A 14388-nucleotide genomic window follows, 5' to 3' on the forward strand; every position below is an offset into this window, starting at 1 on the left:
CCGCCCAATCGATTCAAAATAAACTAGTCGATCGCACTGCTTATCTAGATGAAGTTTTAGCAGAACTCAAGAAAATTAGTGGTGCTGATGAAGAAGATAAAACTTCTTACCGCAAAATCAGTATCGGTGACTATGCCCAAACCGCGAATAAAACATCAACCAGTTCCAGTCGTAAAATCGCGGTAATTTATGCCCAAGGTAATATCGTCAGCGGTGAAGGATTGCCCGGACAAATCGGCGGTGATAGCCTCGCGCGTCAAGTCCGCGAATTGCGATTGGATAAAGATGTCAAAGCAGTAGTATTGCGAGTTAATAGCCCCGGTGGTAGTGCTTTAGCTTCAGACATCATTCAGCGGGAAGTGCGACTATTGCACAAAGAGAAACCCGTAATTATTTCGATGGGCGATGTTGCCGCATCTGGCGGTTATTGGATCTCTACTTATTCTAATAAAATCTTTGCCGAATCGAATACAATTACCGGATCGATCGGCGTAATTAGTATCAATTATAACTATCAAAAACTAGCTAATAATAATGGCATCACCTGGGATGTCGTCAAAACATCAAAATTAGCTGATAGTACGACGCTCGCCCGACCCCGTACTCCTCAAGAGTTGGCAATTTCTCAACAGATGGTTAATGATATTTACGATGATTTTCTCAATAAAGTTGCCGAATCTCGGAAGTTGCCAAAAGAAAAAGTTGCCGAAATTGCCCAAGGGCGAGTTTGGTCGGGAACTGATGCTAAAAAAATCGGCTTAGTCGATGAAATCGGTGGACTTAATGACGCGATCGCCCATGCAGTAAAAACTGCTAAATTAGGTAAAGATTGGGAGCTAGAAGAATACCCTGTCGTAGAAAGCTGGGAAGAGAAACTAATTAAACAATTTGGTGGAAGCCAAGAAATTCGCTCGCTCCAGAGTCAAGATCCCCTCACTACCGAATTGCTCAAAGTCAAAACCGAACTGAATGCCCTCAAAAGCTTCAACGATCCTCACGGTATTTACGTCCGTTTACCATTCAACTTTAAACTAGATTAGAATGAGCTTAGTAGCGCATAACATCAGTCAAATCTGTCAGACGATCGCACCAAAAAATCTCAGTGCCTAATTACCCTCGAATCGGCAAATATTCATAATTAAGCATCAGTAAATCCGAGCGTTACCCCTGAACACATCATGACTTTTACTTTGTTCGGTCGTTGGCAAATTCGCGTGTTGTTAGTGGCGACAATCGGGCTGTTGCTTACCATTCTCATGGTACTCCGATCGAGTCCAGCGATCGCCGGACAAACTTTACTAACCTTAATCTATCTGGGCATATTTGGACTAGCCTGGGATTTTGGCTATCATCAGCTCCAGCGGTTTCGCTGGGATGGCGACTGGAATGGCTTATTACAGTTCGGCGCGGCGGTATGGGAAGGGTTATTTTTGGTAACGATTATTAAAGTTATCGGCTTACCAGGAATCGATCGAGCCAACTTTAATATCCCTGGGTTTATCGGGTTTTATACTAGCTTTAGTCTATTGAGTGCGATCGTCACTCATTCGCTTCTGCGTATCCTCTCTCCCTATTCGCGCTTCAATGGGGGACAATGGTTTTAGGTTAGGGGATAGGGAATAGGGAATAGAGAATGAAAAGTTGACTATTGAATCTCCCCGTCCCCAAGTCCCCAAGTCCCCCAGTCTCCCAGTCTCCCCCTCTCCCCCTCGCTTCCTCCCATGATAATTCGTACTTTCATCACTTTTACCGTCGCGATCGCTTTATCGATGTCTACGTGGCTGTTTGCCCCCGCAGCTTTCGCAGTTACACCCATCCCATTGTCAAATGTTGGTTACAAGGATTGTTCGGCAGAAATGTCTAAAGGTGCGGTGAGTAGCGGTGGCGTGACTCAAGATGCGCTGTGTTTCTTGATTACTGGCAAAGCCGAAAACAAATCGGGTAAGACAGTCTACGATGCCGATGTCTACGGACGGATTTACGACGCAGACAATAACAATGTCTTGCCAAATCGGGGACGAGTGGGTTTAATCGAGCAGGTACCACCAGGAATTAATGATTTTGAAATGCGAGTTACGGTGCCATCGAGTGCGACTCTACCGCTGCAATTGAAGAAGTTTAAAGCTTCTGGGTTTACTACTAAAATCAGACAGTAATCTCAACCAGTGCAACCGGATATAGAAAGCAAGATTCAAACAATTAATAGTCGTGGAGCCTAAATTATGACTACAACCTCCTCAAAAACTATCCCATTATTAGAAAATGGCGACAGACTCACTCGCCATGAGTTCGAGCGACGTTATACTGCGATGCCTTATCAAAAAAACGGGAGTAATAAAGCGGAATTAATCGAAGGAATTGTCTACATGGCGTCACCGTTACGTTTTGAATCTCATGCTAAACCTCATGGAAATATCATTGGCTGGTTGTGGAACTATTCAATAATTGCCACAGAGGAAGTAACGCTAGGCATCGAGCCAACAGTCCGCCTCGATCTAGATAATGAATATCAACCTGATGCGGTGATGTTTATGCCAGGTAGAGGGGCGAGAATTACTGAGGACGACTATATCGAAGGTTCGCCAGAATTAGTCGTTGAAATAGCAGCTAGTACAGTCTCGATCGATCTTCATGACAAGAAAGCTGCATATCGTCGAAATGGCGTGCAGGAGTATATTATCTGGCGAACTTTGGATCGAGAAATCGATTGGTTTAGTCTGCAAGATGGTGACTATATTCGATTGGAACTCGACGAGAAGGGGATAATTAAGAGTCAAGTTTTTCCTGGCTTATGGTTAGCAGTTGAAGCAATGTTATCAGGAACAATGGCGGATGTTTTGGCAGTATTGCAGTTAGGATTAAATTCAGTTAACAGTTAATAGTTTAAGTCGCTCGATCGCTACAAGCACAACCCGATCGAGTGTCTGATGTTAAAATAGATAGTACTGCAAACATATATCGAGCTGGATGACATTAATCTCGAACTGCTATGACACAAAGCAATGAATCTATCGATCGACTAACGCGGCTAGAACGGTTGATGGAGCAACAATTAATTAACAACGCCGAACTATCTCAACAGATTAAAGAAGTTAACGCCGAGCTATCTCAACAGATTAAAGAAGTTAGCGTTCAAATTAAAGCTCAAGCAACATTTCACGATCGCTTCGAGCAATCCTTATCGGCAACGAGACAATTGATTGAATCTAATGCAAAAGCGATAGCAGCTAATAGTACGAGTATTGAAAGCGAACGTAAGGCAATTAGGGAATTGCGCCGCACTATTCGCGAATCAAGACTAGAAAATATCGACCGTTATCGAGAATCTCAAGAGCGGAGTAATTCACTCTATGATACCCTTGAAGATTTGCACGAAGACATCAAAGAAATTGGACGTAAGATCGACAGGCAAAATCCTCCTGACTAGAGATTATGTCTAGCTTTATTCGCTCGCTATCTAATCCATAGATCCCCAATCTGTTTGTTATAATTGTCTATTAAATAAAGTAGCTGTTAGAAAGTAGATCGGATGACTCACTCGAATGACACACCCCTAGAAAGATTACCTCAGCTTGAAGAGATAGCTGAATTATTGGCTCGATCGATCTCAGCATTCGATAGAAGGATGGAGCGGATGGAAATTCAGGCGACAACAGAGCGAGAACAAAGAGCGAGTGAATATCTGAAACTTCAGCAATTAATAGCTGCTACCGCTCAAGCAAATGCGGAAAATACTCAGCAAATTTCTAAACTACTTGAAGTAAAACGTACTCACGAACGCAGAACTAGTTCAATTGCTAAATCGGTAATGGCAGTTACTTCTGATGTGAAAGAAACTGTAGTTAGTGTCAAAGCGATCGCCCGTGCTTTGGAACGACAGAATCGAGAACTTTCTGATACATTGAGGCAACAGAGCAGAGATTTTTTTGATGCACTCGATCGTCATCAAGACCAGATCGATACATTCATTAATCGATCGAATTGGGACACAGATGATGATTAGAATGAATCGATCGATTTATAACTATCTTCAATAATGATTGAAGTCTAGGCGGTGGAAATGCACCACCATATATCTTTGATGTTTTATCTAATAAACATAAGGTCATTAAGATGTTAGAAACAATTTTCTGGACTACGGATGAAGTTGTCGCAGCTTCAAATTTAAAGGATGTGCTTAGACATGAAATTATCTATCCTGTGCTGCCACAATGCAAATGAATCTGAGATAATAGTAATATATCCTTCCAACATACTCTCGATCGATGGCGAAGTTATCTGAAGAAACCTTAACGATGACTTTTGGGCTACTCCGTCAACTTGCAGATGCAATCGAATTAGCTAGCACAACAGAGTGGACATTATTCGATAGATATGGAGAGACAGCTAGAACGATTGGTGAATTGGAAGAACTGCAAAACGCCAGAGAAAGACTCAACCAGTCTTACACTCGCCTCAATACCCTGCTGTTGAAGATTTTGGAAGCACAGCCAATTGCTACAAATGCTATGCTAGATCTACTGGCAAAAGCAATTGAGAATGGGCAAGCTAATCTAGAAGCTGCTAATGCTAGTACTCAAGAGATTAAAAGAGGTTGGAACCTATCATGACCGAGCGATATCCTTATCCGACGGAAGAAACTAGAAAAAGTTGTCTCGATAGGTTACGAGAGAGTAACCGCCAATTAGAATTATATAATTTGTTCCTAGATGATGCAATCGCTCAAATCGATTTAGAATTACGTCAGCACAAACGGGAAAGATTATTACAAAAAGTCCCACCTGCACAATAAATTAGATTTTATGTCTCCCCTATTAATTCTCGTCGATGGACACTCTCTGGCTTACCGTTCCTACTTTGCCTATGCCAAAAGCAAGAGCGGTGGCTTGACGACTTCGGCGGGAGTGCCGACGAGTATTTGTTTTGGATTTGTCAAGGCTTTGGTCGAGATTATTAATAGTCAGAAACCGGATTCGATGGCGATCGCGTTTGACTTACGCGCGCCGACTTTTCGACATGAAGCTGATGATAATTATAAAGCCGATCGAGTAGAAACGCCCGAAGATTTCACGATCGATATTCAGAACTTGTATGGGTTATTAACGGCGTTAAACTTACCGACGATTACGGCGGTGGGATTTGAGGCGGATGATGTGTTGGGGACGCTGGCGGGGAGAGCTAGCCGCGAGGGTTATCAGGTGAAGATCTTGTCTGGCGATAAGGATATGTTTCAACTGGTGAGCGATGCCGACAGAATTAGTGTGTTGTACATGACTTCGACTTTTGCTCAAAGTAGCCCTTCAGTAGTGGAAATGAATGAGCAAGGTGTCATCGATAAGATGGGGGTGACTGCGGCGCAGATTATTGACTATAAGGCTTTGTGTGGGGATAAATCGGATAGCATTCCTGGGGTGCGCGGGATTGGCGATAAGACGGCGGTGAAGTTGTTGAATGAATATGGAGATCTGGCGACTATTTACGATCGCGTGGCGGAGATTCCAGGTGCGAATGGGAAGAAATTGATCGCAGGTAAGGATGATGCAGATCATTCTCAGTATTTGGCGAGAATTATTACTGATGTACCGCTGGAAATTGAGTTACCAGAGACAAAATTAACTGGGTTTGATTTCGCGCAGGTGCAGCCAATATTGCAAACATTAGAATTGCATCGATTTAGTAAAGATATCGAGAAACTTCAGGAAGCTTTTGGTGGTGCGGCTGCTCCGACTCTTGAGAGTATTAATAGTCCCCACGAAGCAGTTCATGAGCTTGTCACACCACAGGGATCGATTGTCGCTGATGATGGCGGTGACGATATGTGGTTTTTTAGTGCTGAAGATACGGATAAATTTCAACTCAGTCGGCAATCGCCAATTCAACCACAAATTATCGATACTGTCGCCAAATTACAGGCTTTAATTACCAATCTTCAGCAGTATACCGATCCAAATCGTCCCATTGCTTGGGATACGGAAACTACCGATTTAGAACCGCGCAATGCGGAGTTAGTCGGGATTGGTTGTTGTTGGGGTGCGGAGCCTGACATGATGGCATATATTCCGATCGGACACGATTCGGGGGATAATTTAGAACTAGAATTAGTCCTGACAAACCTCAAACCGATCCTCGAATCTGCGACATATCCGAAGGTATTGCAGAATGCAAAATTCGATCGATTGGTATTTAAAAACCAAGGTATTGAACTCCAAGGCGTCGTCTTCGATACGATGTTGGCAAGCTACGTTTTAAATCCTGACAGCAGCCACAATCTCACCGATTTATCCAGCCGCTATCTGAGCATCGTCCCGCAGAGTTACGATGACTTGGTAGCAAAAGGACAGACTATCGCCAATATTAGCATCCCCGCAGTCGCCGAATATTGCGGCATGGATGTCTGGGGTACCTACCGCCTCTACGATCTCCTCACAGCCGAATTAGCCACCGCACCGAAGTTACTTGCGCTATTGCAAGATATCGAACTCCCCCTTGAACCCATCCTCGCGGCGATGGAAGATCGGGGCATCAATATCGATGCTGAATACCTGAAAACACTCTCGCTAGTATTAGCTGAAGACTTAGCCAAAATCGAAGCGCAAACCTACGCACTCGCAGGCGAAAAATTCAATCTCGGTTCGCCCAAACAACTCGCGCAAATCCTATTTGAAAAACTCCAATTAGACACCAAAGGTATCCGTCAAACTAAATCTGGCTACTCCACCGATGTCAATACCTTGGAGAAATTGCAAGGCAAACATGAAGTCGTCGATCTGATTTTACAACACCGCACTTTCTCCAAACTCAAATCTACCTACGTCGATGCTCTCCCCGCTCTAATCCACCCAAAAACGGGCAGAGTTCACACCGATTTCAATCAAGCTGTTACCGTTACTGGTAGACTTTCATCCTCCAATCCCAACCTCCAAAATATCCCCATTCGTACCGAATTTAGCCGCCAAATTCGCCGCGCATTTATCCCCGCACCTGGTTGGATTCTCGCCGCAGTTGACTACTCGCAAATCGAACTTCGCATCCTCGCACATCTGAGTCAAGAACCTGTTTTAATAACTGCCTACAACCAAAGCGAAGACATCCATACCGTCACCGCCAAACTATTGTTTGAAAGCGATACCGTCACCAGCGAACAACGCCGCATGGGTAAGATCATCAACTTCGGCGTAGTGTATGGCATGGGTGCGGCAAGATTCGGGCGAGAAACTGGCATCAAAGCCAGCGAAGCCAAAATCTTCATCGAGAAGTTTTACGATCGATATCCAGGCATTTTTGACTATTTAGAGCGCATCAAACGAGAAGCGATCGCCCTCGGATATGTGGAAACTGTCTGCGGACGGCGGCGGTATTTCCGATTTGAAAGTGGTAAATTGCGCGGTTTAAAAGGTAGCGATCCTAACTCGATCGATCTGGATAATATCGGTAATCTCGGACAAGTAGATGCGGGAAATTTACGCGCGGCAGCGAATGCTCCGATTCAGGGTTCGAGTGCGGATATTATTAAGTTAGCGATGATTAAAATTGATAAGTTATTAGAGCAATATCAAGCGAAAATGTTGTTGCAAGTGCATGATGAATTGGTGTTGGAAATCCCGCAAGATGAGTGGGAGGAGTTGCAGCCGAAGATTAAGGCAACTATGGAAAGTGCGGTCGATCTGAGTGTGCCGATGGTGGCGGAGATTGGGGTTGGGGCTAATTGGATGGATGCAAAGTAAATAACGTGAGTTGCTAATTAGTCTGAGTTTGGGATAATAAAAATTGACTTGCTTCGCACAAAAACCGCCCTGAACTATAAGTTCGGGCCAATAGCACAAGTTATCTGAAGATAACTATCGCAGATCTTAGTTCGTTTTAACGAACTTTTGCTATTAGCCCCAAATTCATTTGAGGGCGGTGCTGAAGCGCAGCTAAGAATCATTGAGTGGAGATCTTCAACCCGAACTGGTATTGCGTATTACTAAACAATACCAGCCCAGTTCAATCTACACCTTATTAGCATCCGCTAATTTCTTTCTGATCCGAAAAGCTGCCGTACCACCAATGAGGGTACCGATAATGCTAAAAGGTTCGGGAACGCTTTGAGCAGTCGCCGTACCAAATTGGATGTTATCGATAGCTGCCAAACCATTAGATCCAGCCGTAACCCTGATGGCATCAAATGTAACGCCAGTAAAACCATAAAAATTGTTACTGCTAGTGTTATTGGTTGCAGTACTGAATGTATCTACTACGGAGTTATTCAATAAGGCATTAAAGGTTGATGTTCCTGGATTAGTAACCAAACTGAAGGCAGCTTGTGATTGGGGTTGTGTGAAGCTGATTAGAAAAGGGTTTGTAATTGCGCCGAAGAAACTACTATTTCCAGCCGCAGCACCACTTATATTCGGAGTAGCTCCGAATGCAGAGCCAACAGAAAGCCCACTGAATGTGACTCCTAGGCTGGAATATTGATTGGTAAGTGGCGTGCCAGAACCCAGAGTAAATTCAGAAAAAGTGATGGTGCTGGCTGGATTTGAGATGCCAGTACCATTATTTAAGGAGATTGCTTGAGCCGGATTTACCCCGACGATCCCAAAACTGACGATCGAACCAGCTAGAGCAAGTTTAGATGCTGTGGCATCTTATGCCACAGCATCTCTAATTATTTTTTGAGCAGAAGTACTTTTCATTATTTTTCTGGTAATTGAAAACTATCTGACAGTAGTATACCCGAATTTTCACGACTTCCACCTTGCCAAAATTACTGAGAAATATTCATCTGATAACCGCCAAGAGAGCTGTTGTCGATCGAGGTGGATTCGATCGGATTTGGGTGATTGGTGCGCTCGACATCCGCGCTGAAATGGAATTTCGCGCTCATAGCACAAGTTATCTGAAGATAACTGCCGGAGATATTAGTTCGTTTTAACGAACTTACGCTCTTAGCCCCTGCTTGGTGCAACACATGCGGAGGTTCCCTCCGCGTGATTGCATCCGCAAATTCATTTGAGGGCTTCAACTAATGACTAGATTCCAGGGTCTATGAGTAAGATTACTTACGCTATAATCTACAAATTCGATCGCATGTGTTAACATCCTCTCTAATCCAGGGAATATTAACAAAAACGCAAATATTATGCCACTTTGGAGACTATTTTATCATCTAGTTTGGGCAACCCACGAGCGACAACCATTAATTAGTACAGCTCACGAACAAATCCTGTATCCACACATCAAAGGAAAAGTAGATTTTCTAGAATGCCAATTACATGCGATTGGAGGGATTGAAGACCATATCCATTTGATTGTTTCAATACCACCTAAATTATCAATCGCTGATTTTGCTAAACGAATTAAAGGTAGTAGTGCGCGTTATTTGAATCAAGAGCTGGCTGATGATAATTACAAATTTTCTTGGCAACATGAATATGCGGTGTTTTCCTTGGGCGAACAAAGATTGGCATGGGCGATAGCTTATGTAGAAAATCAAAAACAACACCATTCAACAGGGAAAATTGTTCAAATACTCGAACGAACTGAGTCGATACGATCTTGAGGTGTTGATCCGTAGCCAGAGACTAGATCTGCGATTGGCGTTCGGGATGGTGATTTCGATCGATGTTTTGCTTAACATCAGGGTTATCGATCGAGATGTACTTATCTCGCGATCGATTGCGGTAAACTATAAGACCGAACTCAGTTCGATCCAGGATTAGCTAGAAGCAGCTCGCCCTAGTCGCGAACCCTGAAAGTAGAGTACCTTTCCAAGACCAGCGAGACACACAGTTTAATTTGATATGGCAAAAAAAATTCCCGTCACCGTCATTACTGGATTCTTGGGTAGTGGCAAAACCACCCTGATCCGACATTTACTCACTCACAATCAAGGGCGGCGGATTGCGGTAATTGTCAATGAATTTGGCGAATTGGGCATCGATGGGGAATTATTGCGATCGTGTCAAGTATGCCCCGATGATGAGGTTGAATCCCCAAATAATATCGTCGAACTCACCAATGGTTGCTTGTGCTGTACGGTACAGGAAGAATTTCTCCCCACGATGCAAGCCCTCATCGCGCGTCGGGACGACATCGACTGCATTCTGATCGAAACCTCCGGTTTGGCACTACCCAAGCCGCTAATTACCGCCTTCCGCTGGCCAGAAATTCGCACCGCAGCGACGGTAGATGCGGTCATCACGGTGGTCGATTGCGATGCGGTGGCAGGTGGACGGTTTGCCAGCGATCCGGCGGCTGTAGATGCGCTCAGACAGGAGGATGAAAATCTCGATCACGAGACGCCCTTACAGGAATTATTTGAGGATCAGTTGGCTTGCGCTGATTTGGTGATTTTAAATAAAGCCGATTTGGTAAGTCCCGCACAATATCAACAAACGATCGATCTAATTAACCGAGAACTCCCCCGCGCTGTGAAAATAGTTACCAGCGATCGAGGCATCGTCGATGTCGATACAATATTAGGATTGAACGCCGCAGTTGAAGACCATTTAGAAGATCGTCCCAGCCATCACGATACAGAAGAAGAACACGATCATGACGATGAGATCGACTCGACACATTTGGTAATGGATCGTGAATTTAACCCCGAACAATTGCGCCAAAAATTAGAACTCATCGTTACAGAACAGGAAATCTATCGGATCAAAGGCTTCGTCGCCGTCCCGAATAAACCGATGCGATTGGTCATTCAAGGTGTGGGCAACCGATTCGAGCAATTTTACGATCGTCCTTGGCGCACCGATGAGCGTCGTCAGACTAAACTAGTATTTATCGGACACTCGATCGATCCTGTCTCGATCGCTACTGCTTTAGATGTTAGTGGATCTGAGAAAGCAAATTCGGTCGAGTCCGATCTGGTTCGAGCAAGTAAATAATTCGGTACTAGTATTGAAAAATAGCTGGTGGGCATTGCCCACCCTACGAATTACTACTATCCACTATTCACTATCCACTATCCACTAATTCATGGATATCCCCCGTTTACATCCAGATACGATCGAAGAAGTTAAAGCCAAAGTCGATATTGTCGATGTAATTGGCGGACATGTCGTGCTGAAAAAACGGGGTAAGGATTATTTAGGTACCTGTCCGTTTCATCAAGAAAAATCGCCGAGTTTTTCTGTCAGTCCTACCAAGCAGATGTATTACTGTTTTGGTTGTCAGGCGGGGGGGAATGCGATTACTTTTATGATGGAGCTGGGGAAGCAATCTTTCACGGAAGTAGTCTTAGATTTAGCACGTAGGTATCAAGTCCCGGTGCAGACATTGGCGCCGGAGCAACGCCAGGAGTTGCAGCGGCGACTTTCTCAGCGGGAGCAGTTATATGAAATTATGGCGATAACGGCTAACTTTTATCAACATGCGTTAAACCAGCCTCAAGGTGAAAAAGCCCTCACATATCTAAAGGAGGAACGCGCTTTTAGTGATGAAACTATTCAAGGTTTTCAACTCGGTTATGCGCCTGCTGGCTGGGAAACTTTAGCTAATTATCTGATCGAACAAAAGAATTTACCACCGCAAGCGATTGTCGCGGCTGGACTGGCGATCGCGCGTAAAGATGGCAATAGTTATTATGACAGATTTCGCGATCGCTTGATGATTCCGATTCGCGATTTACGGGGTAGAGTTATCGGGTTCGGCGGACGGACTTTGAGTGACGAACAGCCGAAATATCTCAACTCGCCAGAGACAGAATTATTCGATAAGGGTAACACTTTATATGGACTCGATCGGGCGAAGGATGCAATTAGTAAAACCGATCGCGCAGTAGTAGTTGAAGGTTATTTTGATGTCATCGCTTTACATGCGGCGGGAATCGATAGTGCGGTTGCGGCACTCGGTACGGCGTTAAGTTTGGCGCAAGTGAAGCAGTTAGTTAAGTTTACCGAATCCAAACAAATCGTCCTCAATTTCGATGCGGATAAAGCGGGTAATATTGCCGCAGAGCGGGCAATTGGGGAAGTTACCGATCTGGCTTATCAGGGACAATTGCAGCTACGCATCCTCAATTTGCCAACGGGTAAAGATGCCGATGAGTTTTTAAAAAGTCACAGTCAGCAGGATTATTTAGATTTACTCGATCGTGCGCCGTTGTGGTTGGATTGGCAGATCGATAAAGCGATCGAAAACCAGGATCTCACGCAAGCAGAACAATATCAAGCAGCTACGCAGAAGATTATTAAGTTGCTCCAAAACATTACTGATGGTACTACCCGCACCCATTATCTCAAAAAGTCAGCAAGTTTATTGAGTGCTGATGATTCACGGATGGTACCGTTATTAATTGAAAATCTCCAGACGGCAATTAAGGGACTAAAACCACTCCCCGAACCTAAATTTAGCGGCAGTAATTTACCGCCAAATCGTTCGCGTAGCGTCTCTGAAGGAGAATCGAGTCCACCGAAATATCCGCCGCCAGCAGCTACCGATTATCCCGATCCGATCGAGTCAGGTATTGAATATACCCCGCCGGAAGAACGACAACTACTTATCGAAATTGCTCCAGTTAGCATTCATCCCAATCAAAGACTGATCGAACAAGCGGAGGGTTTATTGCTCCGGATCTACCTCCATTATCCTCTCCACCGCCTGACAATTATCGACGCGCTCGATTCAGCAGAATTGACATTTACATTGGCTCATCATCGCTTTTTGTGGGAGCAGATTATCGCTCGCTCGTCCCAATGTGACGAGCGGGAATCTTTGCAGGAAGAAATAGATTATTTGGACGATCGCTTGCTCTCCAAGTTGCAAGATTCAGTCTTTGAAGATCGCGTGCAAGCAGCACGAGTCGAGCATTTATTCAATCTCGACGAACATACTGCTGAAGAAATTCAGCGATCGCCATTGGTACTCAGAGCGGCGATTGCCTGTTTGGAGAAATTCGCCTGCGAACAAAAGCGCAAATATTATCTCAATAAATTACAGAGCAAAGATCCCGAAGATTTAGCCAAGAAGGTTGAAAATTATCAGTTATTTGCTACTACCCAACAGCGCTTACAGGAGCTAGAAAAGTTGAGAATTGTGACTATTTCTGATTTGATATCTTTTTAGAGTTGAAGATTCTGCTGAGTAATGTAGACGGCGGGCGGTGCCTATTAATAAGTAATTAATAAGTACTTGTAGATGGTGGGCAATGCCCACCCTACTCTTTTATAAATAACTATTTCTGATTTGATATCTTTTTAGAGTTAAAGATTATGGTGGGAAATGCCCACCCTACTATTTTTAGTGTTAATTAACAAAAAGTAGGGGTGTAAATCGCCATCTTCAAACTCCAATTATCAATTAATTTAAGCGCATTCTAGTGATTCTTTTGTATCTTTGCCTGTGACTGGATTGGTACCTTTAGCAACCTTACACAACTTTAATTGGACATCTCTTCTAAGAAGCACATCTGTAAAATCTGCACCATCGATAGTTGCCCCATCGAAATTAGTTACAGAAGCAGACGCGCCGATTAAAATAGCATTAGTGAGATTGGCACGCGTTAGTCGCGCCGTATCTAATAAAGTGTTGGTCAGATTTGCCCCAGTCATATCTGCGGAATCAAAATCTCCACCAATTAAGCTCACACCAGTGAGATTTGCGTTCATAAATTTACCTCGGCGGACACTAGCTTGAGTAAACTCAAAAGTAGTCAGATCTTTACCCGAAAAATCAGAATCGTTAGGTAGAGTTGCTTTTGTAAAATCGTCTGCTAATGCCGCGTGTGGGTAAATACTCGCGATCGCTAATGACATTAATATCAGTAATGCGGGTAAAAATAGCCCTGCGATCGTCCGGCGAAAACTTAACTTCATTATGATGTGCTGCTAATGGATCTTAGTCCTGACAACTATTAATCTTAGCATTTACTACCTACGGCTTCCAAGAGATCGATCGTGGCGGAGGCTGTGCTACACGACGCGCTATGTAGCAACATTCTCAACCAACATCCTACCTCGATATCTCACAGCTACTCAACTTTAGATTTGATGAATATTGACTTCATCTGACCCAATTATGCGCATTCATCGATCGATCTGACATCCCGACGAACACGGAACTTTAGCACTTCAGGTAGTGAGATCGTCGCGAGTTGTCTAGTAACTGAGGTATATTTACGGAGATTGCTGCTAGTATGCCGCAATCGCGCACATAGCCCCTACCCAAGCACCATGAAGTAGTAATAATATCCGTGGACGATCGGCTACAAATTGGCTAGGATCTAGATACAAGATCGAATGCGATCTTTAGCAAGTTTCTGGATTGGGCATGAGTAAATGTGGATCTATATTTACCGATCGCTCGGATGATAGCGACCCAAATAAATTGATAGTTTTAGAGGTTTAATCTATGTACGTTGTATCCCAAGCACAGCCGCAAGAACGGGCTGAATTT

Annotated in this window: 15 protein-coding genes; 13 read left to right on the top strand and 2 right to left on the bottom strand. The window is 44.0% G+C overall.

The window, feature by feature from the left end; genetic code table 11:
* The 9 genes from sppA to polA all read left to right on the top strand — a co-directional run.
* A partial coding sequence (sppA, locus tag RMO35_RS01285) for a signal peptide peptidase SppA (protein WP_309738009.1) occupies positions 1 to 1040 on the top strand: 1040 nt, incomplete at its 5' end.
* A 138-nt stretch (positions 1041 to 1178) separates the two neighbouring features.
* Positions 1179 to 1604, top strand: coding sequence for a hypothetical protein (locus RMO35_RS01290; protein WP_309738010.1), 426 nt, complete (start codon positions 1179 to 1181; stop codon positions 1602 to 1604).
* Between the two features lie 117 nt (positions 1605 to 1721).
* Positions 1722 to 2156 carry a hypothetical protein gene (locus RMO35_RS01295; RefSeq protein WP_309738012.1) on the top strand — a complete coding sequence of 145 codons (435 nt, stop codon included), beginning with the start codon at positions 1722 to 1724 and terminating at the stop codon, positions 2154 to 2156.
* 66 nt (positions 2157 to 2222) lie between these two features.
* Positions 2223 to 2879, top strand: coding sequence for a Uma2 family endonuclease (locus tag RMO35_RS01300; RefSeq protein WP_309738014.1), 657 nt, complete (start codon positions 2223 to 2225; stop codon positions 2877 to 2879).
* A 110-nt stretch (positions 2880 to 2989) separates the two neighbouring features.
* Positions 2990 to 3427 (top strand): hypothetical protein, encoded by a 438-nt coding sequence (locus tag RMO35_RS01305; RefSeq protein WP_309738016.1) that lies wholly within the window; start codon positions 2990 to 2992, stop codon positions 3425 to 3427.
* A 102-nt stretch (positions 3428 to 3529) separates the two neighbouring features.
* Positions 3530 to 4003 carry a hypothetical protein gene (locus RMO35_RS01310; protein ID WP_309738017.1) on the top strand — a complete coding sequence of 158 codons (474 nt, stop codon included), beginning with the start codon at positions 3530 to 3532 and terminating at the stop codon, positions 4001 to 4003.
* Positions 4004 to 4265: 262 nt separating this feature from the next.
* A complete protein-coding gene (locus RMO35_RS01315; RefSeq protein ID WP_309738018.1) occupies positions 4266 to 4610 on the top strand; it encodes a hypothetical protein in 345 nt (114 codons plus the stop codon).
* Positions 4607 to 4792, top strand: coding sequence for a hypothetical protein (locus RMO35_RS01320; RefSeq protein WP_309738019.1), 186 nt, complete (start codon positions 4607 to 4609; stop codon positions 4790 to 4792). Before RMO35_RS01315 ends, RMO35_RS01320 begins: the two co-directional genes overlap by 4 nt.
* A 10-nt stretch (positions 4793 to 4802) precedes the next feature.
* Positions 4803 to 7724, top strand: a complete 2922-nt coding sequence (gene polA / locus RMO35_RS01325) for a DNA polymerase I (RefSeq protein WP_309738020.1) — start codon at positions 4803 to 4805, stop codon at positions 7722 to 7724.
* A gap of 267 nt (positions 7725 to 7991) precedes the next feature.
* Here the strand turns inward: polA and RMO35_RS01330 are convergent, their stop codons facing one another.
* Complete coding sequence (locus tag RMO35_RS01330; protein WP_309738022.1) at positions 7992 to 8291, bottom strand: PEP-CTERM sorting domain-containing protein; 300 nt, start codon at positions 8289 to 8291, stop codon at positions 7992 to 7994.
* Positions 8292 to 8740: 449 nt separating this feature from the next.
* On the opposite strand from RMO35_RS01330, the gene RMO35_RS01335 reads away from it, so the two are divergent.
* The 4 genes from RMO35_RS01335 to dnaG all read left to right on the top strand — a co-directional run bounded on the left by RMO35_RS01335 (position 8741) and on the right by dnaG (position 13059).
* Positions 8741 to 8917, top strand: a complete 177-nt coding sequence (locus RMO35_RS01335) for a hypothetical protein (RefSeq protein WP_309738023.1) — start codon at positions 8741 to 8743, stop codon at positions 8915 to 8917.
* 207 nt (positions 8918 to 9124) lie between these two features.
* On the top strand, positions 9125 to 9544 hold the full coding sequence (tnpA, locus tag RMO35_RS01340) for an IS200/IS605 family transposase (protein WP_309738024.1): 420 nt from the start codon (positions 9125 to 9127) through the stop codon (positions 9542 to 9544).
* Positions 9545 to 9785: 241 nt separating this feature from the next.
* Complete coding sequence (cobW, locus tag RMO35_RS01345; protein WP_309738025.1) at positions 9786 to 10880, top strand: cobalamin biosynthesis protein CobW; 1095 nt, start codon at positions 9786 to 9788, stop codon at positions 10878 to 10880.
* Positions 10881 to 10971: 91 nt separating this feature from the next.
* The gene (gene dnaG / locus RMO35_RS01350) at positions 10972 to 13059 is read left to right on the top strand and encodes a DNA primase (RefSeq protein WP_309738026.1); all 2088 of its coding nucleotides are present in this window, start codon (positions 10972 to 10974) and stop codon (positions 13057 to 13059) included.
* 239 nt (positions 13060 to 13298) lie between these two features.
* Here dnaG and RMO35_RS01355 read toward each other — a convergent pair whose 3' ends face one another.
* Entirely contained in the window at positions 13299 to 13808 is a 510-nt protein-coding gene (locus RMO35_RS01355) for a pentapeptide repeat-containing protein (RefSeq protein ID WP_309738027.1), read from the bottom strand.
* Positions 13809 to 14388: the final 580 nt, after the last annotated feature.

The sequence above is a fragment of the Chamaesiphon sp. OTE_20_metabat_361 genome (assembly GCF_031364565.1).